The sequence below is a fragment of the Tabrizicola sp. genome (genome assembly GCF_051645465.1).
In the GTDB taxonomy this organism is placed as follows: Bacteria; Pseudomonadota; Alphaproteobacteria; order Rhodobacterales; family Rhodobacteraceae; genus Tabrizicola.
The window spans coordinates 18,329-44,857 of the sequence record NZ_JBOFBI010000148.1 but is presented as its reverse complement, the minus strand read 5'-3'; the positions used below and the strand labels follow the sequence as shown (position 1 = coordinate 44,857).

The window sequence follows — 26,529 nt, the reverse complement described above, 5'->3', positions numbered from 1 at the left end:
GCCAGCGTTTCCAGAAGGTTCAGCCGTTCCGCCGCCAGCTCCGCCGCGATGGACTCGGTGATCCGGTCGTAGGAAAGGATGCGGTCGACGTCATCCTCCAAGGGCTCGGTCACCGGGCGAACCTCGACCACCACGTTGAAGCGCAGGCGCTGCTTGTGGCCCCGTTCCTTCTGGAAGGCCCCGATATCGGCCTCGACGATGTGATCGCGCAAGGAAATCCGGTCGCGCGGATTGCCTGCGGCAGAAGCCTCGGCCCGCGCTTCGGGATGGCCGAAGGCCAACTCGATATCGCTCATGTGATGGCTCCTCCGCTTCCGCAGCGCCCACATAGCACGGACGACGCGAAGGTCACCAGCAGGGGGACGGCATCCCTCCCCCCAGGCGCGACATCAGCCGCTGGCACCCGGCTGGCGGTAGAAGAGATGCGCGCCGATTTCAGCGGTCCGGTCAAAACGCTTGGACCAGCTTGGCCGGACGGCACGCGTGTGGAAATGGGTCGCGCCATCGGTCAGGACCCGCGGCGCGCCGTCAAGCATCGCCCGCGCCACCCGGCCCGCCCGGTCAGCCGAGGCCTTGTCGCGCATCCGGTCAGCACGCCCATCGCAGACATACGAGAACTGACACCCCCCGCCGCCCCTTTGCCGCACGACACCGCAGACCGTGCGCGGGTAGAGCGGGCTGTCGACCCGATTCAGGATCACTTCGGCCACCGCGATCTGCCCATTCAGGCTTTCGCCGCGGGATTCGAAATAAAGCGCCTCGGTCAGGCACTGCCATTCCGCATCACCCTCGGGCGCAGGGCGGGCCATAAGCCACTCCTCGGTGATCCCGTCCGTCATGGCAATCGCCGGCAGCGGGCCGTTTAACTCGGGCTCTGGCAAAAGCCGCAGTTCCGGTGGCTTCATCACCGGGGCCGAGATCAGCCCGTACATCGAGGTCGTCCAACTGGCATCTGCCGCAGCGGTATTGGCCACAAGGGCCATCGCCAGCGCGAAGGGCGCAAGGGTGCGTTTCATTCTGCTCTTCCATCGTTAATGTACCGGCGGAAGTCCCCCCGCCTTGGCAAGCTGGCGGCGAGTTAAGCGATGGGATGAAGGTGGTCTACCGCTGTTGCAGAAATGCCACGGAAATCAATGCTGCGTCGGCGAAATGCCGCCCAAAACAGTAAGGATTACGTTAAGTAAAGCCAACAAGTCTATGCTTTTAAATGATTTTTTTACTGTCCTGCAGCGCCAGATGGGCGGCCGCAAGCCGGGCCATTGGCACCCGATAGGGCGAGCATGAGACATAGTCGAACCCGGCCCGACGACAGAAATCGATCGATTCCGGGTTGCCGCCATGCTCGCCGCAGATGGAAAGCGTCAGGTTTTTCCGCGTCTTGCGCCCGCGTTCGGCACCGATAAGCAAAAGCTCGCCGACACCATCGACGTCGAGGATCTGGAACGGGTCCTCGGGGAAAACTCCCTGTCGGACATAGGTGTTCATGAACCGCCCTGCATCGTCGCGGCTAAGGCCATAGGTCATCTGCGTCAGGTCGTTCGTACCGAAGGACAGGAACGCCGCGTGCTGGGCGATCTCCCCCGCCCGCAGGGCAGCGCGGGGGGTTTCAACCATGACGCCCAGCTTGTAGTCAAAGCTCGCCCCGGCCTTGGTGCGAACCATGGCGGCGACAGCATCGATGCGGGTCTTCACCAGCTCCACCTCGCGCCGGGCCGAAACGAGAGGGATCATGATCTCGGGCACGATCGGGGCGCCCCGGCGGGCGCTTTCCAGCGTGGCTTCAAAGATCGCCTGCGCCTGCATGTCGTAGATCTCAGGCAGGACGACCCCAAGGCGCACGCCGCGCATCCCCAGCATCGGGTTAACTTCGGTCAGGGCCTCGGCGCGGCGCGTCACTTCCGAAAGCGGACGATCCAGCGCCTCGGCAAGATCGCGAAGGCCCTCACGGTCCGAGGGCAGGAATTCATGCAGCGGCGGATCGAACAGACGTATGCAGACCGGCAAACCCTGCATGATTTCAAAGAGCTGCACAAAGTCGTCGCGCTGCATTGGCAAAAGCCGGACCAGCGCCGCCGCCCGGTCGCCCGGCGTATCGGCAAAGATCATCTCGCGCATCACGACCAGGCGGTCTTCGTCGAAAAACATGTGCTCGGTGCGGCAAAGACCGATCCCTTCGGCCTCGAACTTCCGGGCGGTCTCGGCGTCGGCAGGCGTGTCGGCGTTGGCCCGCACCCCGATATCGCGCACTTCATCCGCCCAGGCGAGCAACCGGCGGAAGCTGTCATCCAGCGCGGGCGGCAGCATTTCAGCGGCGCCCGCCAGCGCTTCCCCCTTCGAGCCGTCCAGCGTCACCACGTCGCCTTCGCGGAAGATGCGGCCATCGATTGCGGTCAGCTTCTTGTCGCGCGCATCAAGCCGCATGTCCGAGGCACCCACGACGCAAGGCAGACCCAGCCCCCGCGCGATCACCGCCGCATGGCTGGTCATCCCGCCCCGCTCGGTCAGCACCGCCGCCGCCGAATGCATGCCGCGAATATCCTCGGGCGCCGTCTCGCGCCGCACCAGAATGCAGGCCTCGCCACGCGCAGCACTCGCCTGCGCGGCGGACGAGGAAAACACCAGCTTGCCAGTCGCAGCGCCGGGTGACGCCGCAATGCCGCGCGCAATCACGTCCCGCGCGCCCCGCGGGTCGACCTGGTGGTGGAGAAGCTCGGACAGCGCGCGGGGTTCCACCCGCAGGACGGCCTCATTGCGCGGAATGATCCCGTCTTCGGCCAGTGCCACCGCGATCCGCAGCCCCGCACGGGCCGACCGCTGCACCTTCACCGCGTCCAGCACGGCCAACCGCCCGTCCTCGATGGTGAACTCGATCTGCATCTCCTCGCGGAGCCTTGCGCGGCAGGTGGCGCCATGCTCGACAAGCCTGGCGAATACCTCGGGCGAGGCATCTTCAAGCGACGGCCCTCGCGGGTCGCGCGTCAGATACAGCGCCTCGGTCGTCTTCAGCGCGTCGCGGCCCTGACTTTGGCCCAGGTACCGCCCGGTGATCTGTGGCTGGCCGGTGACGGGATCGACGAACTGGATCACGCCCGACCCCGAAATCCCCTGCCCGATCCCCTGCGCCATCTCCTGCACGACAAGACCCAGGGCCGCCTCGTTCGGCGCGCCCTTGGCCTGGCGGAGGAGACGGGCCGACGTCCCCTCCCACGCGCGGGCCATGCTGCGAAGAACCTCGGAAAGCTGCCGCGCGGGGTCCTGGGGGAAAGGCTCGTCCGTCTCGATCTCATATTCCCGCAGCGCATCGCGCAAAGCGCCGGGGCCGGGTTTCAGCCCGTCGAAGACCTCTGCATCAAGCCGGGCGACATGGATCGCGTAGGCCTGGACAAAGCGCAGGTACAGCGCATCCGCCGCCGCTTCGCCATGCGTCTCGGCCAGCCGCGCATGGCGCTTGGCATTCAGCCCGATGTTCAGGATCGTCGCAGGCCCGCCCCAGTCCGGGTTCGCCGGGCTTGGCCGGACCGAGATCAGGGGCCCGTCGCCGAAATGATCGAGGATTCCGGCTGCGTTCACCCCATGCCCCGCTGCAAGCGCACGCACGGTCGAGGCAGGCAGCGCCACCGACTTCGGCACCGGCAGTTCAAGCCGAACCAGCCGCTGGAGGCATTTCGCCCGCCAGCCATGGCTCGCCGCCGCGATTTCAGCCGTGGGGCTGATCTGGGCGAACTCTGGAATCGGCTCGTGTTTCTGCACTGCAGCACCTTTTGTTCAGGTGCAGAATACGCAGAACGCCCTGCCAATCAAGCGCGACATATCAGCTTTATGACGATTCTTCGGGCAGTCCTAACCCTCGATGCGCGTCAAATCGGCGACACCGGAACAGACCGCGCGGATGCGGTGCAAAAGGTTCAGCCGGTTCCGCCGAATGATCTCGTTGTCGCTGTTCACCTGGACGGCGGTGAAGAACGCATCGATGGGCGCGCGAAGGGCCGCCATGGCCGCCATGGCGGTGCCGAAATCCTCGGCCTTCATGGCGGGGACGATGGTCGCCTCGGCCTTGTCGAGCGCCTTGAACAACGCCCGCTCCTCATCCGTCTCGGCAAACTTCACGTCCGCCCCGAAGGAGTACTCGACCCCATCCTTGGCCTCGGCTTGGGTCAGGATGTTGTTGGCGCGCTTGTAACCTTGCAGGAGGTTCGCCCCATCATCAGTCTTCATCACCGCCGCCAAAGCCTCCGCCCGCTTGACGAGCAGCGTCAGGTCATCATTCCCCGGCATCGCAACGCAGGCGTCGATGATGTCATGCCGGATGCCTTGGTCCTTTAGGAAGACCTTGAGACGGTCGTGGAGGAAGGCGAGGAGGTCAAAAATCTTGCCAGCAATCAGAGCAAATAGCGCGTCACCCTCAGGCGATGCTGGCTCTACCTTGATTTTCTCATAGCTCTCCCAGAAAAGCTTGTTCCCAAGATCCTTATAGCCCGCTTCTTCAAGCATATCGGACAGCTTACGCGCATCCGAAGAACCAGCTTTTCCTCGAATACTCCCAATGTGCTTAGAGATTTCCATCCCAAGGGGCATAGCAAGTGGGAATCGAACCCCATTCCCCACCGCCAACCGAATAACCCCCAACGCCGCCCGCCTCAGCGCGAAGGGGTCCTTGCTCCCGGTCGGCTTCTCGTCAATCGCCCAGAACCCGGTCAGCGTGTCGATCTTGTCGGCCAGCGCCACAGCCACCGACACCGGATCGCTCGGCACACCATCACTTTCACCTTTCGGCCGCCAGTGGTCGCGGGCAGCGTCAGCCACCGCCGGTTTCTCCCCGGCCTCCAGCGCATAGTAGCAGCCCATCACGCCTTGCAGTTCCGGGAACTCGCCGACCATCGCCGACCGCAGGTCAAGCTTCGCCAGCTTCGCGGCTCGCTCGGCATCCTCAGGATCAGCCCCCACCAGCGGCGCAATCTCCCGTGCCAATGCAGCGATCCGTTCAATCCGCTCCGCCTGGCTCCCGAGCTTCCCATGGAACGTGACCGCCTTCAGCCCCTCGGCCCATTCCCCCATCCCGGCCTTGGCCACCCGCAAGTCATTCTCCCAGAAGAACTTCGCATCGCTCAGCCGCGCGGCCAGCACCTTCTGGTTGCCCTTCAGGATCACCTCGCCACCATCAGGGGCCTCGATGTTGGCCACCGTGACAAAGCCCTCGATCCGCCCTGTCTTCGGGTTCTTCACCGAAAAGAACTTCTGATGCTCCTTCATCGAGGTCTGCAGCACCTCCGGTGGCAGCCCCAGGAACGCCTCGCCAATCCGCCCCATCAGCGGCACCGGCCATTCCACCAGCCCCGCGACCTCCGCCAGCAGGCCAGGATCGGGCACCACCTCCATCCCCGCCGCAAAGGCCAGGTTCTGCGCCCCCTGCCAGATCGCGGCCTCGCGCTCGGCACTGTCCAGCACCACCTTCGCGCGCTTCAGCTTGACCACATAGTCGTCGAACCCCGAGACGGTGAACCGGCCCATCCCCATGAAGCGGTGACCCTCGGTCACGTTCCCCGCCTCGATCCCATCGACCGTCAACGGCACCACATGCGCCCCGCCCTCGTCCGACAGAAGACACACGATCGACTGCAATGGCCGCACCCACCGCAACGACCCCGCCCCCCAGCGCATCGACTTTGGCCACGGGAAGCCCCGGATAACGCTCTCCAGCACCTCGGCCACAATCTCCGCCGCCGCACGTCCGGGCTTTTCGACCACCGCATAGAAGGTCTCGCCCTTCTTGTCCGCCCGACGCTCCAGCTGGTCCAGCGTCAGCCCGGTCGAGCGCAAAAACCCCTCCACCGCCGCCACCGGAGCCCCCGTCGAAGGCCCCTTCCGTTCCTCCCGCACCGGGCGGCTTTCCGAGGTCAGCCCGTCGACCGACAACACCAGCCGCCGCGGCGTGGAAAACGCGCCCGCCGAGGCATAGGTCAGCCCCGCCTCGACCAGACCGTCGGTCACGAGCTTCCGCAGATCCTCCCGCGCGCGGGCTTGCATCCGCGCGGGGATTTCTTCGGAGAAGAGTTCGATCAGAAGGTCAGGCATCGGTCAGGTTCCCTAAGGGGTCAGATCCAGTCAAGATTGACGCGGGTCGGCGGATAGGCCGCAGCCACCGCCTCGCGCAGGGCGGCAAAGCGGGGACGCAGGTCCTTGAACTTGCGCTCATGCGTTTCGGCGACGGTCAGCTGGATGTGGTCGAAAAGCCGGTCTGCCAGCATGGCGTCGAGAAGGTCAAGCTCGGCCCCTTCGATGTCCATCTTGACGAAGGCCACGGCGCCATGGGCCGCAACGAGGCCGCGAAGAAACGCCGGGAAGTCGATGAGGTCGACATCGATCCCCTCCCCATCCGCGATGTTCTGCCCGCCCGCAACCACAGTGCTTTTGACCGAAGCGAGCTCCGGGTTCGCCTCCCAGTTCGCCGCGCGCATCAGGCGGATCGTGCCGGCCTCAGTCCCCACGGCAGCAGCGTGGAGATGCACACCGGGCGCATCCGCGAAACGCTCGCGCAGCTTGGCGATGTTGTAGGGGTCGGGCTCGAAGGCATGGACCGTCGCGCCAGACGCTGCAAGCTCGGCTGTCACATCACCCCGGTTCGCACCACAATCCACGACCACATCGCCCGGCCGCAGCATCGACACTATCCCCTGCAGCATCCCTTCGGCCCGCGCATAGCGCAGGTCGCGCTTGTGACGGCGCTTCAGCTTCTTCAGGGGGTCCTCGGCCTCTGCCATCCTCAGTCCGCAAGGCTCCCGTTCAGCTGGTGCCAGGCGAAGGCGCGGCCATCGGGGAAGACGGCCACGACGCGATCCACGCCCTTGTGGATTTCGGGCTCGGACAGGAACGCCAGCGCCTCACCGCTCTCAAGCGCCTTGCCGATGCTTTCAGCATCGAAACAGTCGAAGTCACTGGGCGCGATCAGCGGTTCGGCGCCGTCATAGAGCCGGTAGGTTTCCGTCAGCATGGCCAGGCTTAGCGGCGTGGTGAAGCAGGCGCGGAACTTGATGGGCGAGCTTTCCGCGTCGATCCCCTCGATCCCCTCGACCACGATCGCCTCGGGCTGGCCACTTATCAGCGGGACCAGGCGGATTTCGGCGCCGGGGCGAAAGGCCACCGGCTCATAGAAAGCCCGCTCCGCCGTGTACCAGACGAAGACCCCCGCGGCCAGAGAGGTGAGGACGATCAAACCCACAGCAATCCTTCCAAGCATTTCCGGTCACGGCCAATAAAGGTTGATGTAGGGCCGCTCAAGCCGATCGGACTCGCGCCGCATGCGGTCGATCTCCCTGAATTCGGCGTAGGCGTCGCGTTCATGCGTCTCGCAGAAGATCGCGTCAATGTCGAACGCTGCGGGGTTGGCGAAGATCAGACGAAGGATGTCGAATTCGGCGCCTTCGATGTCCATCTTGACCAGAGCAACCCTGCGGCCAAACCCCGCGATCACGTCCTGGAAGGCCCGCACGTCCACATCGATGCCCTCGTCGTCCTGAAAGCGTCGGGGGTCGGTGAGGACGATCGACGACATGACGGTCGACCCAAGCGGATCGTCGGCAAAGCTGCGGGCACGGCGCAGGCGGAAGGTGCCCGCCGTGACTGCGACCGCGCTGTTGTGCAAGGTGACGTTGGGCAAGTGGCCAACGTTCTTGACCAGTGCCTCCCAGGCCGTCGGATCGGGCTCATAGGAATGAACCTCACAGCCGCGCGACGCCATTTCCGCTGTGAACGAGCCGACATTGGCCCCAAGGTCCAGACAAACGTCACCCGGGCCGATCCCCGGCAGGCGGGTTTGAAAATCGGCAACGGCGCGCGGGCCTTGCACCCGCTTCAGCCGCCCGCGCGCCTTGCCGCCAATCTCGTTCTCGAAGCGCGACAGCCAGGTCAGAAACATCTCCCACGGTGTCTCTGGCCGGTAAAGCGGCATGTCATGCGCCCCCACTGGCACTGTCCGCTCCCGCTTCCGTCAGCCGGAACGCATCGGCGCATTTCTTGGCAAGCGCACGCACCCGGCCGATATAGGCCTGACGCTCGGTGACCGAGATGACCCCCCGTGCGTCGAGAAGGTTGAAAAGGTGGCTCGCCTTGATCGTCTGGTCATAGGCCGGATGCGCCATGATGATGCGCTTGCCGGACTTCGGATCATCCGGCGGGAAGGCGAGCAGACGTTCACACTCGGCCTCGGCGTCCTTGAAATGCTGGAACAGCATCTCGGTATCCGCCCCGTCGAAGTTGTGGCGCGAGTATTCCTCCTCGGTCTGGCGGAAGATGTCGCCATAGGTCAGCGGGATCGGCGTCTGCGGGTCGTTGAACGGCATCTCCATCACATGGTCGATGCCCATCACATACATCGCCAGCCGTTCGAGCCCGTAGGTCAGCTCGCCCGAGACCGGCTTGCAGTCATGCCCGCCGACCTGCTGGAAATAGGTGAACTGGCTGACCTCCATCCCGTCGCACCAGACCTCCCACCCCAGACCCCAGGCGCCCAAGGTCGGGCTTTCCCAGTCGTCCTCGACGAAACGGATGTCGTGAAGGCCAAGATCGATCCCGATCGCCGCAAGCGACCCAAGGTAAAGCTCCTGCAGGTCCGGCGGCGAGGGTTTGATGATCACCTGGTACTGGTAGTAGTGCTGGAGCCGGTTCGGGTTCTCGCCATAGCGCCCGTCCGTCGGGCGGCGTGAAGGCTGGACATAGGCCGCAGCCCAGGGTTTGGACCCCAGCGACCGCAGCGTCGTCGCCGGGTGGAAGGTGCCCGCGCCAACTTCCATGTCATAGGGTTGCAGGATCGCGCAGCCCTGCGCCGACCAATAGTTCTGCAGCCGCAGGATGATCTCCTGAAAGCTTCTCGGCGTGGTCGTGGGGTCGGACATCGGCGGCCTCCAGCGGGGGCAAAGGTTGGGTCTTCCCTACCTATTGGGCAGCACAGGGTCAATTCCGGAAACTCCGGGGCCAGAGATGCCGGTTTCGCCCTTGCCGCCGCGCGTTCCATCACTAATGTCTGCCCGACCCGGAAACCGACATCAGGATGCCGCGATGTTCAGACCCGTTGCCCTTCTCTCACTTTTTCTCGCGGCAATGCTCTTTCTTGCTCCGCAGACCGCAAAGGCGCAGGAAGACACGATCTGGCTGCAGGTCGAAGCCCATCCCGACCTTGCCACGGCGATGGACCGCGCGCGGGCCTACGCCACGCTCTTCCCTGAAACTACAGGATTTCAGCTCCGCTCGGGCTGGTACGGCATCATGCTTGGCCCGTACCCTGCCGATGAGGCGGCGATCCGGCTGGGTGCATTGAAGCGGGAACGGCAAATCCCTTCGGACAGCTTCATCGCCTACGGGAGCGATTTCGAGGACCAGTACTGGACACCGACCGGCATTGTCGTACCGCTGGTGCCGGAAGTAGTGGCCCCGGAAAATCCCGAGACACCCGAACTCGTCGCTGCCCCGGATGAAAGCCGCCAGGAAGCCCGCGACAGCGAGGCACTTCTGACACGGGAGGAACGCGAGGAGCTGCAGACCGCGCTCCAATGGTTCGGCTTCTACTCCAGCGGGATCGACGGCGCCTTCGGGCCTGGCACGCGCAACTCCATGGCGGCCTGGCAAGAGGCCAACGCCATCGAACCGACCGGCATCCTGACCACCCGCCAGCGCCGCGCCCTCCTCGACGCCTGGCGTGACGAGCTTTCGGTCTTCGGCTTCACCGAGGTGATCGAGACGGAATCCGGCATCACCGTCACTCTGCCGCTGGGCCTCGTCGAATTCGACCACTACGAGCCGCCCTTCGTCCACTACCGCGCCAAGACCGCCGACGCCCCACGGATCGTCCTGATCTCGCAACCGGGCGACCAGGCCGCCTTCTTCGGGCTTTACGACATCCTGCAGACGCTGGAGTCCGTCCCGCTTGACGGCGCGCGCGACCGCGGCGACCGCAGCTTCCGCATCCGGGGCACTTCAGCCAAAGCCGACACAACGATCTTTGCCGAACGCATCGGCGACCGGATCAAGGGCTGGATGCTGATATCGACGCCGGGGAACGAAGCGCGCGATGGCCGCATCCTGAAGGTCCTGGAAGACAGCTTCAAACCCGATGGCGACAGCGTCCTTGACCCCGGCATGGCGGTCATGTCCTCCGATACCCGCTCCGGCCTTCTGTCGGGGCTCGAAGTGCGTAAACCCCGCCTCAGCCGCACCGGCTTTTTCGTCTCGCCCGAAGGCGCGGTCCTGACAACCGTCGAAGCCGTCGACAACTGCGCCCGCATCACCATCGACCGCTCCACCGAAGCCAGCGTCACCCTCTCCGACAAGACCAGCGGCCTTGCACTCCTGACCCCGAACGCCCCGCTTGCGCCGCGCGCCGTCGCCGGGTTTGCCACCGCATCGGGCCGGCTGGGCAGTGAGGTTACGGTGCCGGGCTACTCCTACGAAGACCGCCTGCCAGCCCCCGTCCTGACCTTCGGCACGCTTGAGGAAGCGACGGGCCTGAACGGCGAACCTGGCCTTCGGCGGCTCGCACTGCAGGCACTTCCCGGTGATGCTGGCGGGCCGGTTCTTGATGCATCAGGCGCTGTGACCGGAATGCTGTTGCCCGCAGGCCCGCAGGATGGCAAGGCGCTCCCTGCCGGTGTGGCCTTCGCTCTTTCAACCCCCGAGATCAAGCGCCTCCTCACCCCGACGGGCGTGACCCCGGTTTCCGCCATCTCCACCGGCCCGCTGACGCCTGCGGACCTGGCCGACACCGCAACGGGAATGACCGCGCTCGTGTCCTGCTGGGATTAACGCCGCCAGAAGCTCGGCAGCACCAGGACAAGGATCGCCAGCAGGCCCAACCGCCCGAGCAGCATGCAAAGCGACATGATCGCGATTGCTCCGGGCGGGAAGTCGATGAATGTGCCCGTCCGCTCGACCATCGGCCCGAAGCCGTAGCCGATGTTCCCGAGCGCGGTCCACACCGCAAAGAGCGCAGACACGGTATCGACGCCCATAAGCGTCATCGCCACGCTCATCGTGCCGAGGATCAGGATATAGCTCGACACGAACAGGATCAGCGCGCTCAGCACGTCCTCCTCGACCCCCCGTCCGTCATAGCGGATCGGGTCCACTTGCGAAGGGTTGCCGATCCGCCGGACCTCGCGCCGCAGGACGGCGATGACCAGCTGCACGCGGAAGACCGAAAGCCCGGCCGCGGATGAACCGGAACAGGCCCCGATCACCCCGATGACGAAGGCCACGACCAGCATGAACCCGCCCCAGGTCGGGAAACTTCCCGAAAAGAACCCGGTCGAGGACATGATCGACGTGAGGTTGAACAGCGCCTCGCGAAATGTCGGCTCAAGTGGCTCGCCCGTGGTCCAGACCCGCCAAAGCGTGACCGACAGCACCGCCATCCCCAGCCACCGCAGATAGGCCCGCACCTGACTGTCCTGCCACAGTGGCGTAGCCGAGCCGTTCACCAGCTGGACATAGCGCACGTAAGGAAGGCTGCCGAGCACCATGAAGAGCGCCCCGAAGTACTCGCCCGCGCCGATGTATTTGTTGAACGAGATGTCCGTGGGCGAGAACCCCCCCGTGGCAATCGTCGCAAACCCATGCACCACCGCGTCAAGCGTCGTCATCCCGATCGCCGCGTAGACGGCAATGCAGATCAGCGTAAGCCCGGCATAGACGACCAGCAGCTGCCCCGCGATGTCCGTCGCCCGCGGCAAGGCCTTGCCGAACGTGTCAAAACCCTCGGTGCGGAAGAACTGCATGCCCCCCACCCGCATCAAAGGCAGGAAGATCATCGCGATGAACGCGATCCCAAGACCGCCAAGCCAGTTCAGCATACCCCGCCACAGGTTCATTCCCGCTGGCAGATCGTCCAGACCGAAGATCACCGTCGCGCCCGTGGTGGTGATGCCCGAGACCGCCTCGAAATAGGCGTTGTTCAGCGTCAGCCCCGGCGCGCCGATGTAGAAGGGAAGGCCGCCGAAGAACGGCACCAGAAACCAGATGCCTGCGGTCAGAAGATAGGCCTGCCGGGTATCAAGCGCCTGGCCAAGCGCATTGCCGGTCGACAGAGTCAGGGCGGCGCCCGTGACCCCTGTCAGTGCCGAACAGGCCAGGAAATCGAACCCATTCCCCAGCCCCGCCCGCCAGTCGATGATGGCAGGGGCAAGCATCAGGATCGCAAGCACGATCAGGATGCGGCCGATGACATAGGCAACGGGGCGGAAGTCTACCATGGTTGGGCATGGCTACGCGCCCCGGCGCGCTCCGTCAATTGGTCAGGATTCAGCCCGCGTGGATCAGGCTTTGGAAGAGCCGCGGGTCAAGGCTTTCGGCCGCAAAGGTCTCGCCCTCGGTCAGAAGGCTGATCGCGTCGTGGCTGTGTAGGCTTTCCTGATGGCTCGCGATCACGCGGAAATCGCCGATCCGCTCATCGCCCCGCAGCGCCTCGCAGAATAGCCGCGCGGCATCCTCGACAAAGATCGGGTTCGCGGCGTTCAACTCGGCAAATGCCTGCTCGTCCTCGCGCTTGACCATCACCTGGGTCTCGGTGACCACGGCCTTCCGCGCCAGCTCGATCAGCTCCTCGATCCACAGATCGCCCGTCACTTCGACCGAAAGCCGCGCCACCGACCGCTGCGAATGCGGCGTGGCCAGCTGCCCGCGCGTCGCCCGCGCATGCTCGGAAAGCTCCAGCGAACAGGGACAGGTCGACGAATAGACATAGTCGAGATGCACGATCCGCTTCCGGACCCCTGCCGCCTCGACCAGTTCCAGCGCGATGTCATAGTACTGCCAGCCCTGCAGCCCCGACCGCAGCGACCCCATCTCCATCGGGAACGAAGCCCGCATCTGGATCCGCGCATCGAACGACCCAAGATCGCGCATGTAGTCGTCCAGCGCCGCCTCGATCACGCCGAACGAGAACGCCTTCCCGGCGTGCGCATAGAACGACCGCATGATGCGGCTCATGTTGATGCCCTTCTTCTCGGCCTCAAGGCTCACCGTCCCGGTGACTGAGGTCTCCAGAACCTGCGCACCGCCGTCGCGCATCGCATAGCGGATCGGCAGCCGGAAGTTCGAGATGCCGACATGCTGAATCTGCGCCTTCGCCCCCCGGATCAGACTGGCCGGACCGTTCTGCAGATCAGGCAGCGTGCGCAGATAGCCCGCGTCCGGCCTGAACCCCGCCGGATACTCCCTTGAAAAGGCCGGATACCCCTCCCCCGGCAAAAGCCAGCCCACGGCAGAATCCAGCCGGGCGATCTCGTCATCCGAAGACTTCCCCGCCCACTGGCGCAGGACGGCCAATGCGGCCTCGGCCTCTTCGCGCGAAGGTTTGCGGTCGATCTCGGGGGTGTAGATGTTCATGGGAGATCCTTTCGGTTCCGGCAGAGACCATCTGCCTTCAATTTCCGGAGAGAGTTACGCTGGGGCCATGCCGACGGATCACCCTGGTCCGCAGCATAAGTTCAACATGGGTCATTCCTTGCTCATGTGCAAGGCGCGGTCAGCGATCTTTGCCGTGGCTCGCGCCGATCACCTGCTGGATTGCCCAGTCGTGAAGCTCAAGCCCCAGCTTCCGCGCCCCGTCCCCCACGGTTCGCACCATGCTGCAGCCGCCCCGGCCAGTGCTCGGGTCACCAGCGACAAAGCCCTCGGGAAGCCCGATATCGGGCGGAAATCCCAACGAAAGCTCGCAGCCCGTGACAGACACCGGCGGATGCGACAGCCGCAAAGCCACCTGGCGAGGGCCGACGATACCAACCTCGACGATCCTGGCATCGGCGTTCGCCGGATCGCTCCAGCGGAACCCCAGATCGGGAACCGCCCGCGCGCCGATCCGGTAGCCGCCCGCCACTTGCCCCCCGACATCATGCGCGACAATCGCGCCAATCCCGCCCTCGAACGTCACCACCACCCGATCGCCCTCGACCACTGCACGTTCCATCTGCAGCGGCTTCCAGGTCCCACCCATCAGGACACGAGCGATGGCGCGACCGTGAAGCGCCCCCAGATAGACCGCCGCCTGCGGGGTCAGGTGCACCCCGTCCGACCGCTCCAGCATGTATTCCGGGCCGGCCACAAACACCCTGTCACGTCGCGACCTGGCAACGTCGATCTGCGCCAGCGCCGGGCCGATCGCTGGCACGGCCGCCGTCGCTGTCGCCTGGCTCAGACAGACATAGAGCCGCCCCACACCACCCGTCACCGCCAGATGCGCCGCCTCCAGATCGCCCACCAGAAGCCCCAGCCGCTTGGCATAGCGGCGGCGAATGCTCCTGGCGTCGGCCTGGCCCTGCACCCACGAAACCACCGTCCGAGTGAACCGCAGACCCCGCTCGCCCGCGATCTCGGCCGCCCGCTCCAGACAGCGCTGAAAGTTCTGGAAACTGGCCGTCCCTCCCTCCGGCTCGAAGTACGACAGCGCCGCACCCCGCCGCGCAAGGTTCACGGTCAGAAGCAGATCCTGCGGCCCAAGCGCCGAAAGGATCTCGGCCGAAGCCGCCGTCAGAGGACCGGATCGGCCCATCCTCTGATGCGGATAGAGCATGGCAAACGCCTCCTCCGGGATATCCGCAAGCGGGTTTCCCGCAACCTTCGGATCGCCGGTCGCAGAAAAGACCCAGGCCCTTGCGGGATCAACGAACCCCGGCTTCTCCCCCAGCGGACGCGACCGCGGGGTCAAGGCCAGAAGCGACTGCCCGAGCCCCACATAAAGGACCAGCTCCCCTTTCGGCCCCTCGGCCCCTCCAGGCGCGTCGGCCTCCATCTCAGGCGGCAGCCAACGCCCGGCGCAGATCGGCAATCAGATCGCCGGTATCCTCCAGCCCCAGCGACAGCCGGATCAGCCCCGGCGTGATGCCCAGGGCGTCCTTCTGGTCCTGCGGCAGCCGCTGGTGGGTCGTCGTCGCGGGGTGGGTCGCGATGGTCTTCGCGTCGCCCAGGTTGTTGGAAATCTTCACGATCTCCAGCGCGTTCAGCAGCCGGAACGCCGCCTCTTTCCCACCCCTCACCTCACAAGCCACCAGCGTCCCGCCCGACCCCATCTGCCCCATCGCCAACGCATGCTGCGGGTGGCTTGGAAGCCCAGGATAGATCACCTTCGCGACCTTGGGCTCACCCGCCAGCGCCTCGGCCACCTTCAACGCCGTATCCGCCATCGCCCGGCAGCGCAGGTCCAGCGTCGCCATGCCGTTCAGGTGCATCCAGGCGGTAAACGGACTCATCGAACCGCCGGTGTGTTTCATGAACGGTTCCAGGGTCTTGCGGACAAACTCTCGCGTACCGCAGACCACGCCCCCAAGAGCCCGGCCCTGCCCGTCGATGTGCTTCGTCGTCGAATAGACCACCACATCCGCGCCCTGCTCGACAGCACGCGAAAAGATCGGCGTGGCAAAGACATTGTCGCATATCACGATCGCACCGACCGCATGCGCAATCACGGAAACCGCTTCAATATCAACCAACTCCAGCGTGGGGTTCGACATCGACTCGAAGAACACCGCCTTCGTTCCCGGCGTCACGGCCGCCCGCCACTGATCAAGATCAGCCCCATCGACAAAGGTGACCTTCACCCCGAACTTCTGCAGCACCTCTTCCAGCACATAAAGGCACGACCCGAACAAAGCCCGCGCGCTGACGACATGGTCCCCCGCCCGCACCACCGACATCAGCGCGCCCGACACCGCCGCCATGCCGCTTGCCGTCGCAAAAGCGTCCTGCGTGCCCTCCAGCGCCGCGATCCGTTCCTCGAACATCCGCGTTGTCGGGTTGCCGTAGCGGGCGTAGATGAACTCATCCTCGCCTGCCTTCACAAAGCGCACTTCGGCGGCCTCGGCGGTCGGATAGACGAACCCTTGGGTCAGGAAGATCGCCTCGGCCATCTCGCCATACTGGCTGCGCCGGATGCCTTCGTGCACCAGTTGCGTGCGGGTCTTCCAGTCTTTCGACATCGCGGGCCTCCCGGCCAATAAAAAACCCCGGCCCAAATCAGAGGTGCCGGGGCGGATGCCCTTCACCTCTTTAGCGGCTTGTTTAACGTGGCCCGCAATCCGGTAACAAAGCGCCACGGGGTCCGGGGATAAGGCGCTTTTCCTCCGCCGTCAATCGGCCAGAAGCGACGAGACCACGGCAGCCACCGGATCGCGAAGGCCCTCGAAGTCGCCGAAGTTCACCGCAACGAATGCGGCCCGCTGGGTTTCCGGGCAGATCACCATCCGCGCGAACCAGAAGGTGTTCGATCCATTGTGCGCAAGACAGGCACCGTCCACCCGCCACCCCAGCGCGTAATCAGCACCCGGCAAAGGCTCATGCAGCTTCGCCCAGCTTTCCGGGCTCAGGAAATCCGGATCCTCTTCCACATGCGCCTGCAGGAATCGCATCATGTCCGCAACCGACAGATGCAGCGTCCCCGCAGGGCCCATCGCGGGGATGTTGTCCGCCCCCGGCCCCGGCTCAACCGGGTTCAGCCCGCCCAGAAGACCCCGACTGTGCCCCCTCGGCTGATCCACCACCCCCGGCTTCCCCGGCCCGCCAAACCCGACCGAGGTCATCCCCAGGGGCGACGCCACCTCTTCCAGGATCAACTCTTCCCAGGCCACACCCGTCTTGGCCTCCAGCATCGCACCCGCAATCACATAACCCGCGTTGGAGTAAAGAAAACCCTCCCCCTCCGGCGCCTCGGTCAGCGCAGCCTCGGCATAAGCCAGCCGGGCCGCCTTGATGCCGCCCGGACCAGGATCGCCCGCAAGCCGCAGCGTAGTCAGACGTCCGATATTCGCGGGCAGACGGGCGCGGTGCGACATAAGCTCGACAAAGGTGGCGTCCCGGTAAGCCTCATTCATTCCAGGGATATCGTCGCCCAGAACCTCGCCCACCGTATCGTCCCACGACACCCGCCCCGCCTCGACCAACCGGGCGACCAGCGTTGCGGTCATGGATTTGGTGTTCGACCCGATATGCCAAAGATCGTCGGGACCAACGGCCTCTGCGCCCCCCGCGACCCTGAACCCGCCAAAGCCAAGATCGAGCTGCCCGTCCCGCAGGCGACCCACCGAAACGCCCGGCACTTCGGTTTCGTCCAGCAGGGTTTTCACGGCATCGGCCGCGGTCTCGGACCAGAGCGCAGACGGCACTGTAATCATGCCCATCAGCGCGACCGGAAGGATATGTCTGATCCACCGCATGGCGCCAAAGTGGGGCCTGCCCGGCTTCCGGTCAACCCGGTGCTCCTGCCCTTGGGCGGTTCATGCCCCCGCAGCAAACCCGCAACACCCGCTCACACGTCACCCATCCGTCATGTTCCAGTCATCCCAGCGTTGCGGCACTGCGGCATCTAGTGGCCAACGGAGCAACCAACGCAACATCATGCCCGATGACCCGCGCCCGATCCGAGCCGACGCCACCGCCGAGGGGCTTCACCTCGATCGGGAGAGGCTTGCACGGAAGCTCGACCACCTCCCAGCCGGGGCTCCGGTCGTCGTGATGATCCACGGCTGGCGCTATGCGCCGGGGTTCGCCGGCGATTGCCCGCATGGCTCGATCCTGTCGCTCGACCCCCCGCCAGATGACCGCCGCGCCGTAAGCTGGCCGCGTCACCTCGGCCTTGACGGCCGTACCGGCCTTGGCATTGCCCTTGGCTGGAACGCCAAATGCGACCCTTGGCGCGCGCATCTTCGCGCGGGCTGGAACGGTGCCGCGCTGGCCGAGATTGCGCGCCTTGTCCATGACCAGACCGGCCGCGGAATCCAGGTCATCGCCCACTCGATGGGCGCACGGGTGGCGCTCGCCGCCCTGCCGCTGGTCCGGCCCGGCCAGATCAGCCGGATGATCCTTCTCGCCGCCGCCGAAGCCCGTGGCCGGGCGCTTGCGGCGCTCGAGACGCCCGCGGGCCGCGCGGTTGAAGTGGTGAACGTCACCACGCGTGAGAACGACCTCTTCGACGCTTTCTTCGAATGGGGCATCCACCTTGGCTTTCGGACCTCGATCGGCCAGGGCCTTGGCCGCGCACGCCCGCGCTGGCACGATCTCTGGATCGATCAGCCGACCACGGTTCGGACCCTGGCCGGGCTCGGCCACCCCCTCGCCGATCCGCCGCGCCGCATCTGCCACTGGTCGCCCTATCTGCGCCCCGGCACGATCGCACTGTACCGTGCGCTGATCGATGGCCGCCTTCCCGCAGAGGCGCTTCCCCGGCACGCCCCCGGCCGACGCTGGTCGCGGCTTCTTCTCGGCGCGCGGGGCTGGGCTGTCGGCGCCGGTCTCCCCGCCTAACGCCGCGCTTGATTTTCGCGGCCGGGTAAAGGACGCTTCGCGGCACTTGTCCGACCCAGTTCGCAGGCCCCCATGCGCCGTCTCCTCTACGTCCTCGCCGCGCTGATCCCCGCCCCCGCTCTCGCCCAGTCGTGCGAGGACCGCAGCCAGGATTTCGAGGCCCGAATCCTGCTTTGCGATCAGGCCTTTGCGGTGGCTGAAAGCTCTGATGCCGCGGCCTATGCCCTGTCGATGAAGGGAGAGGCCGAACGGATGCTCGGCCGTCTCGACGCCGCCGCTGAAACCTTGCAGCTGGCGCTGACCTACACGCCGGAAAACGCCTGGGTCTGGGTCGAGCTTGGCAATGTCCGCTACGATCAGGGCGACACTGCCGGGGCCCTGGCGCATTACTCTGCGGCGCTCTCGGTCGAGGATTACGTCGACGCCTGGGCCAACCGGGCCGAGACGTGGTGGCAGCTTCGCGCCGGACAGCGCTGTTCCGACGACGCCGACAACGCGCTGCGCATCGATGCGCAATATGCCTATGCCAACGAAATCAAGGGCCGTTGCCTGATCGACCTCGACCGCGCGGAAGAGGCGCTTGGCTATTTCGACACCGCCATTGCGCTGGTCCCCGGCTACCAGAATGCCTACCGCAACAAGCTTGCCGCGCTGGCGGCCCTTGGCCGGTTTGAAGAGGTGGTCGCCGTCGCGGACGAAGCGCTCCGCCCCGGCGTGGTGACCGAGTCGAACCCCGCGATCGAGGAGGACATCCTCGCCCGCCGCCTGCTCGCGCTTGGCGAATACGCCCCTCCGGCCACCGTGGCGGCCGAGGCCGAGGCGCTTCTGAAACGCTACCCGCAGAACCTTGCGGCCGTGAATGTGCAGGGCCGCGCGCTTCTGGCCGATGGCAAGGCTGACGAGGCCGACAAGGTCACTGACGTCCTGCGCAAGAACCCCGATGGCCAGCGGATGGAGGGGGTCTATCACGACACCCTGGCCCGGATCGACGCCGCCCTTGGCCGGATGGATCAGGCCTATGCCAATTACGAAGCGGCCATGGGCCTCGACCCTGCTCTGTCCAAGACCTATGCCCGCAAGCTTTCGGAACTGGGCTTCCTGCCCCTCTCGAACGCGCCTTCAGGCATCTTGACGGCGCTTCGGCGCTGCATGGACGTGAAGAAAGCCGCCTGCGTCTTCGCCTCATGACAAAGGGCGCCCTGCGGCGCCCCGGTTCCTGGCTTCAAGCGTAAGGCTCAGACCGTGTGGCCGTTGTCGTCCAGGTTGATCACGGTCAGCACCATGGCGCGCAGGACCGTGTGGCCGATGATCGGCAGAACCGCCCAGAACAGCAGCCAGTACGACGGATCGAAGACCTTGATCATGGTTTCGTTCAGCAGGAGGAAGCCGAAGTTGTAGACCACCATCATCTTGGTCAGGTTCGGCAGATGCTCGCGCATCTCTTCATCCGGCCAGAAGCTTGCGGCAGTCGAGGTGCGCTTGTTCAGCACGTCCTGCAGGAAGACGCCTGCGATCACGACATAGAACAGGCTCTGCATCCGCTGGCACCAGAGCGGGTCATCGACCAGCGCCACCACCATCAGCGGAAGGCCGGCCAGCAGCAGCGCAAAGACCGCTGCCTGCAGCGCCGAGTAGCGGGTCAGCATCCGCCGCACCATGCCCTCGAACCCCATCCCGATCCGGACCGCCAGGGCGGCAAGGAAAGCCGTGGCAAAAGCCTGGCCCTGATGATCGGGCCCGAAGGCGACCGACAGGACAGGATATCCGACCAGAAGCACCGCACCCGGCAGGTAAAGCGCGCGGGACAGCGGCGGCAGGTCCTGGAACAGGCTCAGGAACAGGCGGAGAAGATCGAACGGCGTGCGGTGCATGGGTGAACCCCCTCAAGCTCTGTGCTGGGTTTACCCATGCTTCAAGGCAACGCTTGGGCAGAACCCCGGCCCAAGCGGGGCATTCCTGTGAAAGCCGTCAGGACTTGTCTTCGGGCGGTTCGATCAAGAAGCGCTGCAGCAGCATGAACTGCAGCATGAGGAACAGGAACAGCGCGATGGGCATCGCGAAGGTCTCCAGATAGACCCAGACCTCCTCGGACTGGGTGCGCCAGATCACCTCGTTTGCGATGGCAAGGGCCGCGAACATCAGCGCCAGACGCCGGGTCAGGATCATCCAACCCTCTGGTTTCATGGGCAGGGCCTCGGCCATGACCCATTGCAACAGGCTCCGTCCCCGCAGAAGCCCGGCCCCCAGGATCACCGCAAAGCTGCCGTAGACGATCGTCGTCTTCATCTTGAAAAAGCGCTCGTCGTTGAACCACGCCGTGAGCCCCCCGAAGAAGACCACCATCACCGCCACGAATATCTGCATCCGGCTAAGCGTCCCCGTCAGCCACCAAAGAATGGCAATCGAGGCAAGAAGCAGCGGCACCAGGACCAGGGCTGCCACAATGAAGCCCGAATATTCGGTCCCCCGAAACGTGTACGACTCATCCTTGATCCACATGTAGACCAGGAAGAAGACCAGCGTCGGCCCCAGCTCCAGAACCTGCTTGAGTACCGGATTGATCTTTGTCTCGGCCATCGCCTATCCCGCCCATTCCATGATCACCGCACCGACCGCGATCAGCGCCATCAGCCCCGCCCGCGCGGGCCCCACCTTCTCGCCCAGAACCAGCCAGCCGATCAAGGCGGCAAACACCGTCGAGGTCTCGCGCAGCACTGCCGCCTCGCCGACCTTGTCCAGCCGGGTCGCCAGCATGATCGCGCCGAACGAGAAATAGGCAACGAAAGCGCCCAGTACACCCCGCTTGAGAAGCGGCACGATCTCGACAGCGGGAAGCTGCCGCCAGCGCCGGTGGGTCAGAAGCGGGATGAAGATCCCGTCCAGCATGAAGAACCAGGCCAGGAACGTGAACGGGTCCGCCGTCGCCCGGATGCCATAGGCGTCATAGGTCGTGTAGGTCGCAACCATCGCACCCGTCAGCACCGCCAGGCCAAGCGCGGGCACCATCGTCGCGCGGTCCACCGTCACATGCGCAAGGTTCCAGGCAGCCAGCCCCAGGATACCGCAGACGAGGAGCATCAGCCCCGCCCACTGCCCCGGCGCAAAGGTCTCGCCAAAGACGATCCCCGCGCCGATCACCGTGAAGAACGGCCCCGTTCCGCGCACCACCGGATAGACCACGGTAAAGGCCCCGCGGCTGTAGGTCATCGCCTGCAGCACCTTGTAAAGCGAGTGGATGACGATCGCGCCCGCAAAGATCACCCACATATGCGGCTCGGGCCAAGGCACGAGGAAAAGCGCGAAGGGCACCGCGATCAGGCCGTAGCTTGCATCGATAGCCGCGCGCGAAAGCCAGGGGTCATGCCGCCCCTTCTGCAGCGCACCGAAAAGCGCATGCAGCACCGCGGCCACCAGAGCCAGCACCAATGCAAGATCGTGCCCGGCAGGCGTGCCTTCGATCGACCGCAGGTATTCGCTCAATTCATCAGGCCGGGCTGCCAGTCGATGCTCAGGTTGCTGTCCACGAAGATCCGACCAAGCGCCTCCGGCCCCAGCGGCTTGTCCGACAGCGCAGCCACCCCCAGCCGCGCCGGACCAATCCCGCCTTCCGACCGGAACGTCAGCTGAAGAACTCCCCGCCCCTGCGGCAGCGCCTCCACCAGCTCCTTCAGCTCATCCGGCGTCTCGCCGACCAGGCTTCCCGGCGGCAGATTCGCGACCAGGTCCCGGAAAGCCCGCCGCGCGGCGTCGACGGCAGTGCTGCCGCTCGCCCCCTCGACCAACCGCTCGCCCACCAGCTCCATCACCGGCCGCAGCAGCCTGCCGTCATTCTTCCAGGTCAGCTCCAGCATCGTCACCGCCGCTGAAAGCAGAGACCCCGCCGAAAACTCGGCCCCCGCAAGATCGGCCACGAACTCCAGCTCCGACCCGCCGGACAGGACGACCTTGCCACCGCGCAGCCCCAGGCCCTCGAACTCCGCGCTCCGCTCGAGGGAAACCGTCACATCCGCCGTCTGCAGCCGGAACATCGCGCGCAGCCGGTCATCCATCGACGTATCGCCGATCTTCGGCGAAACCCTGAGGCCGCCGATGTCCACCGAAAGGCTCTGCAGCTCGCCGTCGACCTCAGTCCCGCGCAAACTCAGCCGCTTGGCCGAGATGTTGGGCCATCCCGCAGCCGCCGAGCGTAGCGTGGCCCCGTTCAGCACACACCACCCGTCTTCGCTGGTCGGCGTGGGCGCGGTCAGGCTGTAGCCGGCGACGGACTTGAGCCTCGCCAGCAGATCGGCGCAGTCAGAGGCAACGGTCTCGGCCGAGACGGGCAGGCAAAGGCCCAGCGACAGGGTCAGTACGGCAAGGCTAAGGCGCGTCCTCATGGGTCCATCCGACATCGATCTTGACCCCGTCGAAGAACGGGGCGGTTTCCTGCACCGTAGCAGGCATGCCCGAAACCGCATAGCCCGTCACCCGCGCAGGCCCAACGCCCGCCGCCGACCGCAGCGACAGCGTCAGAACACCCGAGGGATTCGGCATTTCCGCAATCAGCGTCGTGAGGGCGCTCTTGCTCTCGGGCGAGAAAGTCGCCCCCGGCAGATCCACCACCGCTGCCGTCATCTCGGCCTTTATCCCTTGCGCCGCAGCGTCGATGTCGCCCTCGTAGGGCAGAAAACTCGGGCCCAGCGGCATCAGCACATACCACTCGAAAAGCCCATGCGTCCGGATGCGCAGATCGGCCTCGGTCACCGCAAAGCTCGTGACCGACATCTGCATCGCTCCATCAGAGGATAAGTCCACCCCTTTGGCCTCGCCCGAAAACTCGACCAGGTTCTCCCCCGGAAAGTCGATCTTCAGCGCTTCGACCCTCAGCACCTTGCCCGCCGCATCCCAGGCCAGCGCCACATCCGCATCAATCCTGTTCGGCCTCGACTGCGCCTCGAAAAGCCAGTCCATCTGGGCGTTTCCGGTTTTCGGGACCAGCCGCAGCCCTTCAACCTCGATCTCCAGCCGCTCTGGCACCAGCCCGGTCAAGGCGCCGCCATTAATTAGCCCTGTCAGCCACGGCAACGCACTGCCCTTCAGGCGCACCCGGTCCACGTACCAGTCAGGCACATAGTCGCCAGGCGTTTCAAAGACAAAGTCTTCGACGAGGCACCAGTCGCCATCACTGGCCGCCAGTCGTCCATTGAACTGCGGGGCCTCTTCGCGCAGATCGCTGATCGCCCCCCAGAACGCCGCGCAGTCGTCCGCTGCGGCAGGCCCGGAGAGCAGCACAAACGCCAAGGCCAAAGTCCGCATCACTCCCCCGCCCCCACCAGCGCCTTCGCAAATTCCTCCGGATCAAACGGCGCCAGATCGTCGATCTGCTCGCCCACCCCAATCGCATGGATCGGCAGCCCGAACTTGTCGGCCAGGGCCACCAGCACCCCACCCTTCGCGGTTCCGTCCAATTTCGTCATGACCAACCCCGAGACATCGGCGATCTTGCGGAAGATATCGACCTGCGTCAGCGCGTTCTGGCCCGTCGTCGCATCCAGCACAAGTAAGGTATTGTGCGGCGCCGTCGGGTCGACCTTGCGGATCACCCGGACGATCTTGGCCAGCTCCTCCATAAGGTCGGCCCGGTTCTGGAGCCGCCCCGCCGTGTCGATCATCAGCAGGTCCGCCCCGTCCGCCCGCGCCTTCGTCAGCGCGTCAAACGCCAGCGACGCCGGGTCCGACCCTTCCGGAGCCGTCAGCACCGGCACCCCCGCCCGACTCCCCCAGATCTGCAACTGCTCCACCGCCGCCGCCCGGAACGTATCCCCCGCCGCGATCACCACCGACTTCCCCGCCGCCTTGAACTGGGACGCGAGCTTCCCGATCGTCGTCGTCTTCCCCGACCCGTTCACCCCCACGACCAGCACGACCTGCGGCTTCTGCGGGTACAAAGGCATCGGCCGCGCCACCGGCTCCATGATCCGCGCCACCTCGCCCGCCAGGGCCGATTTCAGCTCCCGCGTGGAGACCTTCCGCCCGAACCGCCCCTCGGCAATGTTCGCCGTCACCCGGACTGCGGTATCCACGCCCATGTCGGCCTGGATCAGCAACTCCTCCAGGCTCTCCAGCATCGCGTCATCCAGAACCCGGCGCGGTTCCTCGACCGTCCCCCGCCCGAAAAGCCGCCCCAGAAGGCCCGGTTTCGCCGCCGCCGCCTCGACCACCGGCTCAACCACCCTCGCCGCAGGCAGCACCTCGGGCACGGGCACCGGCTCGGCTGTCCGGGCCACGACTTCCGGCGCGACCGAGCCATTTCGCTCCTCCGGCTCCGGCCAGTCCGGCTCCTCAGGCTCTGGCCATTCCGGCTCCGGTTCGATCCCCGGCAGTTCCGGCACAGCCGGTTCCGGGATTTCCGGCAACATCGGCTGTGGGATTTCCGGCACATCCGGCTCCGGCACCTCCGGCACAGGCTCCGGCACCTCGCGCACTGGCTCGCGCGGACCACCGCTGGCCCCATCCTGGGCTTCCGCCCCCTCGGCCACCAGCGCGTCCAGCCCCTCGCCGATCTTGTCGGACGAACGGAAGAGCCGGTCCTTGAGCTTCTTGAAGAACGACATGGCGCGGGCCCCCTTTGGAAGCGTTTCCCTTCACCTAGTCGCTTTGCCCCCCCATGGGAAGGCCGGGCATCGGGCCGGTCTGATATCCGCTTTGCGGAACGTCGCGCCCACCCACCTCAGTTTCCAAGAGCCACGGGCGGAGGCGCCGCCTGGCGATTGAGGACCTCGTATCCGACAAACTTGAACATGCGCGTGCCCAGCTCCAACGGCGGCGGGTTGCCCGCAAAGCGATGCACACCGACAGCGAATGCTGCTTCCGGTTCCGAAAGCCACTGCCGGTCGAAACCACGATCCCCGAACCACTTGCAGATCAGCGGCACCCGGTCCGGCGTCCGCCGATTGCGAGTCCAGATAACGGCGCCACCGGTGCGGCATAGTTGACGGCAGCAATCGATGGTTTTCTCGATGTCATCGTCAACGATGTTGCCAAAGAGCCCGCAGATCAGCACGAGGTCCGCCGGTGCCATGCCGCGGTAATGGTCGGAAAACGACGCGTCGGCAGTGACCACTTCAACCCCGCTCAACCCCGCGGCACGGGCTCGTTCCTCTGCAAGCGCTGTGTTGCGGATGTCCAGCTCGACAAGCCGGGCTTGAACATCGTTTCGGCGCGGGTGGTCGACAAGCACATCGAGCAAGTCCCGGCCCTGGCCCGCACAAATGCTGATAACCCGGAGAGGCCCTGGGGGACTTTCGTCCAGGATTGTACGGACTTGCGTCTGGACGGTTCGCAGCCGATGCGCCAGTGGCGAGGCGAGGTCATCGTATTTGTCGTGCCAGCTGGCCCAATCCATCATCACGTTACCTCCCGGCGGTCTGGTCCCCAAGCGAGCGACCACTGCGAGTCTATGACATTCCACGCAGCGGGGCTACTCAGGTCGACCGGATATCGGTCCTTAGCCTTGGGCCGTCGCCATACCCCGCCCCGGACCTGATCCGGGGCCTCCTACGTGCCGGGTATTGCCAGAGACCCCCGGTCAAGCCCGGGACGGGCGAGCTTGGCGTCCGCAACGAGGGGGAGGATTCAACCGGTCGCCGCAACACATGCTTGGAAACGCTCGGCGGGTGTTTCGCAGTCGCGCGATGATTCAGGTGGTATAGATAACTTGTTCTTCGCCAAACCGTTGAACGCGCCTCAACTCGACCATCCCGGAGCGCTCGAGCAGCCGGCGCGATGCAGAATTGGCACTCTGCGTCTCCGCGATTATCCGGTTCAGCCGCAACGCGCCAAGTGCGATCTCGATGACGGCTGCCACCGCTTCTCCCGCATACCCGTTGCCCCATTGCTCTGGCAGGAACTGATAAGATAACTCATGGTCTTCGCCGTCCTTGTGCGGACCGACTTCGACGATACCGATAGCGTTTCGCGAGCGACCGACAAAGACAACCCAGACCAGCGCTTCGGAGGGCGCAAGCAGATACGTCCGAAATCGCCGGATCGCTTGCCATCCACGCACGGGCCCACCCAGATAACGGCGCGTTTCATCGTTCCCGATCAGCGAAAGGAAGAACCGCAAGTCCAGCGCCGACAGCGGCCGCAGGCCAAGCCGCGTGGTCTTGATGTGTTTTGGGTTCTTCACCAGCTTAGCTAAGCAGACCTTTGCAGCGATGCAACCGCAGAGCGCTTTTGGGCTCAAGGCCGTCACCATAACTGCCCCGCCAC

24 protein-coding genes and 1 riboswitch are annotated in these 26,529 nt (G+C 65.3%); of the genes, 3 read left to right on the top strand and 21 right to left on the bottom strand.

Annotated features, from left to right (window positions below; translation table 11 throughout):
- The 8 genes from ACRCSW_RS09515 to ACRCSW_RS09480 form a co-directional block, all read right to left on the bottom strand.
- Nucleotides 1-296, bottom strand: a 296-nt coding sequence (locus ACRCSW_RS09515; RefSeq protein ID WP_438704543.1) for a dihydroneopterin aldolase, incomplete at its 3' end; no start/stop codon positions are given.
- Nucleotides 297-389: 93 nt separating this feature from the next.
- A complete protein-coding gene (locus ACRCSW_RS09510; protein ID WP_438704541.1) occupies nucleotides 390-1,016 on the bottom strand; it encodes a cell wall hydrolase in 627 nt (208 codons plus the stop codon).
- A 187-nt stretch (nucleotides 1,017-1,203) separates the two neighbouring features.
- The gene (locus tag ACRCSW_RS09505; protein ID WP_438704540.1) at nucleotides 1,204-3,750 is read right to left on the bottom strand and encodes a putative PEP-binding protein; all 2,547 of its coding nucleotides are present in this window, start codon (nucleotides 3,748-3,750) and stop codon (nucleotides 1,204-1,206) included.
- A 90-nt stretch (nucleotides 3,751-3,840) separates the two neighbouring features.
- Nucleotides 3,841-6,072, bottom strand: coding sequence for a glycine--tRNA ligase subunit beta (gene glyS, locus ACRCSW_RS09500; RefSeq protein ID WP_438704538.1), 2,232 nt, complete (start codon nucleotides 6,070-6,072; stop codon nucleotides 3,841-3,843).
- Between the two features lie 20 nt (nucleotides 6,073-6,092).
- Nucleotides 6,093-6,758 (bottom strand): FkbM family methyltransferase, encoded by a 666-nt coding sequence (locus ACRCSW_RS09495; protein WP_438704536.1) that lies wholly within the window; start codon nucleotides 6,756-6,758, stop codon nucleotides 6,093-6,095.
- A gap of 2 nt (nucleotides 6,759-6,760) precedes the next feature.
- Complete coding sequence (locus ACRCSW_RS09490; protein WP_438704534.1) at nucleotides 6,761-7,216, bottom strand: DUF6446 family protein; 456 nt, start codon at nucleotides 7,214-7,216, stop codon at nucleotides 6,761-6,763.
- Nucleotides 7,217-7,240: 24 nt separating this feature from the next.
- Nucleotides 7,241-7,966 (bottom strand): FkbM family methyltransferase, encoded by a 726-nt coding sequence (locus tag ACRCSW_RS09485; protein ID WP_438704533.1) that lies wholly within the window; start codon nucleotides 7,964-7,966, stop codon nucleotides 7,241-7,243.
- Nucleotides 7,947-8,888 carry a glycine--tRNA ligase subunit alpha gene (locus tag ACRCSW_RS09480; RefSeq protein ID WP_438704532.1) on the bottom strand — a complete coding sequence of 314 codons (942 nt, stop codon included), beginning with the start codon at nucleotides 8,886-8,888 and terminating at the stop codon, nucleotides 7,947-7,949. Before ACRCSW_RS09480 ends, ACRCSW_RS09485 begins: the two co-directional genes overlap by 20 nt.
- A 163-nt stretch (nucleotides 8,889-9,051) precedes the next feature.
- Between ACRCSW_RS09480 and ACRCSW_RS09475 the strand changes: the two genes are divergently transcribed.
- Nucleotides 9,052-10,791 (top strand): serine protease, encoded by a 1,740-nt coding sequence (locus ACRCSW_RS09475; protein ID WP_438704531.1) that lies wholly within the window; start codon nucleotides 9,052-9,054, stop codon nucleotides 10,789-10,791.
- Here ACRCSW_RS09475 and ACRCSW_RS09470 read toward each other — a convergent pair.
- The 5 genes from ACRCSW_RS09470 to ACRCSW_RS09450 form a co-directional block, all read right to left on the bottom strand.
- Nucleotides 10,788-12,236 (bottom strand): TrkH family potassium uptake protein, encoded by a 1,449-nt coding sequence (locus ACRCSW_RS09470; protein WP_438704529.1) that lies wholly within the window; start codon nucleotides 12,234-12,236, stop codon nucleotides 10,788-10,790. The genes ACRCSW_RS09475 and ACRCSW_RS09470 overlap by 4 nt on opposite strands.
- 49 nt (nucleotides 12,237-12,285) lie before the next feature.
- A complete protein-coding gene (folE2, locus tag ACRCSW_RS09465; protein WP_438704527.1) occupies nucleotides 12,286-13,371 on the bottom strand; it encodes a GTP cyclohydrolase FolE2 in 1,086 nt (361 codons plus the stop codon).
- A gap of 139 nt (nucleotides 13,372-13,510) precedes the next feature.
- Nucleotides 13,511-14,809, bottom strand: coding sequence for a hypothetical protein (locus ACRCSW_RS09460; RefSeq protein WP_438704526.1), 1,299 nt, complete (start codon nucleotides 14,807-14,809; stop codon nucleotides 13,511-13,513).
- Nucleotides 14,775-15,956: an O-succinylhomoserine sulfhydrylase gene (gene metZ, locus ACRCSW_RS09455; protein ID WP_438704525.1), complete on the bottom strand. Its 1,182-nt coding sequence runs from the start codon at nucleotides 15,954-15,956 to the stop codon at nucleotides 14,775-14,777. The genes ACRCSW_RS09460 and metZ overlap by 35 nt, the downstream gene beginning before the upstream one ends.
- A gap of 49 nt (nucleotides 15,957-16,005) precedes the next feature.
- A riboswitch (SAM riboswitch) is annotated at nucleotides 16,006-16,083 on the bottom strand.
- Between the two features lie 23 nt (nucleotides 16,084-16,106).
- Nucleotides 16,107-17,189 carry a serine hydrolase domain-containing protein gene (locus tag ACRCSW_RS09450; RefSeq protein WP_438704523.1) on the bottom strand — a complete coding sequence of 361 codons (1,083 nt, stop codon included), beginning with the start codon at nucleotides 17,187-17,189 and terminating at the stop codon, nucleotides 16,107-16,109.
- A gap of 181 nt (nucleotides 17,190-17,370) precedes the next feature.
- Between ACRCSW_RS09450 and ACRCSW_RS09445 the strand changes: the two genes are divergently transcribed.
- Complete coding sequence (locus ACRCSW_RS09445; protein WP_438704522.1) at nucleotides 17,371-18,276, top strand: hypothetical protein; 906 nt, start codon at nucleotides 17,371-17,373, stop codon at nucleotides 18,274-18,276.
- 72 nt (nucleotides 18,277-18,348) lie between these two features.
- Nucleotides 18,349-19,464 (top strand): tetratricopeptide repeat protein, encoded by a 1,116-nt coding sequence (locus ACRCSW_RS09440; protein ID WP_438704520.1) that lies wholly within the window; start codon nucleotides 18,349-18,351, stop codon nucleotides 19,462-19,464.
- Between the two features lie 47 nt (nucleotides 19,465-19,511).
- On the opposite strand, the gene ACRCSW_RS09435 is transcribed toward ACRCSW_RS09440, so the two are convergent.
- From ACRCSW_RS09435 to ACRCSW_RS09400, 8 genes are all read right to left on the bottom strand, one after another.
- Nucleotides 19,512-20,147: a hypothetical protein gene (locus ACRCSW_RS09435; protein ID WP_438704518.1), complete on the bottom strand. Its 636-nt coding sequence runs from the start codon at nucleotides 20,145-20,147 to the stop codon at nucleotides 19,512-19,514.
- Nucleotides 20,148-20,244: 97 nt separating this feature from the next.
- Nucleotides 20,245-20,853, bottom strand: a complete 609-nt coding sequence (locus ACRCSW_RS09430) for an inner membrane-spanning protein YciB (RefSeq protein WP_438704516.1) — start codon at nucleotides 20,851-20,853, stop codon at nucleotides 20,245-20,247.
- 3 nt (nucleotides 20,854-20,856) lie between these two features.
- On the bottom strand, nucleotides 20,857-21,756 hold the full coding sequence (locus ACRCSW_RS09425) for an EamA family transporter (protein ID WP_438704514.1): 900 nt from the start codon (nucleotides 21,754-21,756) through the stop codon (nucleotides 20,857-20,859).
- Complete coding sequence (locus ACRCSW_RS09420) at nucleotides 21,753-22,652, bottom strand: hypothetical protein (protein ID WP_438704512.1); 900 nt, start codon at nucleotides 22,650-22,652, stop codon at nucleotides 21,753-21,755. Before ACRCSW_RS09420 ends, ACRCSW_RS09425 begins: the two co-directional genes overlap by 4 nt.
- Entirely contained in the window at nucleotides 22,636-23,574 is a 939-nt protein-coding gene (locus ACRCSW_RS09415) for a hypothetical protein (RefSeq protein WP_438704510.1), read from the bottom strand. Before ACRCSW_RS09415 ends, ACRCSW_RS09420 begins: the two co-directional genes overlap by 17 nt.
- Nucleotides 23,571-24,869 carry a signal recognition particle-docking protein FtsY gene (gene ftsY / locus ACRCSW_RS09410; RefSeq protein ID WP_438704508.1) on the bottom strand — a complete coding sequence of 433 codons (1,299 nt, stop codon included), beginning with the start codon at nucleotides 24,867-24,869 and terminating at the stop codon, nucleotides 23,571-23,573. Before ftsY ends, ACRCSW_RS09415 begins: the two co-directional genes overlap by 4 nt.
- A 116-nt stretch (nucleotides 24,870-24,985) precedes the next feature.
- Nucleotides 24,986-25,660 (bottom strand): class I SAM-dependent methyltransferase family protein, encoded by a 675-nt coding sequence (locus ACRCSW_RS09405; RefSeq protein WP_438704506.1) that lies wholly within the window; start codon nucleotides 25,658-25,660, stop codon nucleotides 24,986-24,988.
- Nucleotides 25,661-25,954: 294 nt separating this feature from the next.
- The gene (locus ACRCSW_RS09400; RefSeq protein WP_438704504.1) at nucleotides 25,955-26,515 is read right to left on the bottom strand and encodes a GNAT family N-acetyltransferase; all 561 of its coding nucleotides are present in this window, start codon (nucleotides 26,513-26,515) and stop codon (nucleotides 25,955-25,957) included.
- Nucleotides 26,516-26,529: the final 14 nt, after the last annotated feature.

Excerpts from the sequence above, each read along its gene's own strand:
- ACRCSW_RS09510 (WP_438704541.1), bottom strand. The coding sequence starts at position 1,016 with ATGAAACGCACCCTTGCGCCCTTCGCGCTGGCGATGGCCCTTGTGGCC.
- glyS (WP_438704538.1), bottom strand. The coding sequence starts at position 6,072 with ATGCCTGACCTTCTGATCGAACTCTTCTCCGAAGAAATCCCCGCGCGG.
- ACRCSW_RS09495 (WP_438704536.1), bottom strand. The coding sequence starts at position 6,758 with ATGGCAGAGGCCGAGGACCCCCTGAAGAAGCTGAAGCGCCGTCACAAG.
- ACRCSW_RS09480 (WP_438704532.1), bottom strand. The coding sequence starts at position 8,888 with ATGTCCGACCCCACGACCACGCCGAGAAGCTTTCAGGAGATCATCCTG.
- ACRCSW_RS09475 (WP_438704531.1), top strand. The coding sequence starts at position 9,052 with ATGTTCAGACCCGTTGCCCTTCTCTCACTTTTTCTCGCGGCAATGCTC.
- ACRCSW_RS09470 (WP_438704529.1), bottom strand. The coding sequence starts at position 12,236 with ATGGTAGACTTCCGCCCCGTTGCCTATGTCATCGGCCGCATCCTGATC.
- folE2 (WP_438704527.1), bottom strand. The coding sequence starts at position 13,371 with ATGAACATCTACACCCCCGAGATCGACCGCAAACCTTCGCGCGAAGAG.
- metZ (WP_438704525.1), bottom strand. The coding sequence starts at position 15,956 with ATGTCGAAAGACTGGAAGACCCGCACGCAACTGGTGCACGAAGGCATC.
- ACRCSW_RS09450 (WP_438704523.1), bottom strand. The coding sequence starts at position 17,189 with ATGCGGTGGATCAGACATATCCTTCCGGTCGCGCTGATGGGCATGATT.
- ACRCSW_RS09445 (WP_438704522.1), top strand. The coding sequence starts at position 17,371 with ATGCCCGATGACCCGCGCCCGATCCGAGCCGACGCCACCGCCGAGGGG.
- ACRCSW_RS09440 (WP_438704520.1), top strand. The coding sequence starts at position 18,349 with ATGCGCCGTCTCCTCTACGTCCTCGCCGCGCTGATCCCCGCCCCCGCT.
- ACRCSW_RS09435 (WP_438704518.1), bottom strand. The coding sequence starts at position 20,147 with ATGCACCGCACGCCGTTCGATCTTCTCCGCCTGTTCCTGAGCCTGTTC.
- ACRCSW_RS09430 (WP_438704516.1), bottom strand. The coding sequence starts at position 20,853 with ATGGCCGAGACAAAGATCAATCCGGTACTCAAGCAGGTTCTGGAGCTG.
- ACRCSW_RS09420 (WP_438704512.1), bottom strand. The coding sequence starts at position 22,652 with ATGAGGACGCGCCTTAGCCTTGCCGTACTGACCCTGTCGCTGGGCCTT.
- ftsY (WP_438704508.1), bottom strand. The coding sequence starts at position 24,869 with ATGTCGTTCTTCAAGAAGCTCAAGGACCGGCTCTTCCGTTCGTCCGAC.
- ACRCSW_RS09405 (WP_438704506.1), bottom strand. The coding sequence starts at position 25,660 with ATGGATTGGGCCAGCTGGCACGACAAATACGATGACCTCGCCTCGCCA.
- ACRCSW_RS09400 (WP_438704504.1), bottom strand. The coding sequence starts at position 26,515 with ATGGTGACGGCCTTGAGCCCAAAAGCGCTCTGCGGTTGCATCGCTGCA.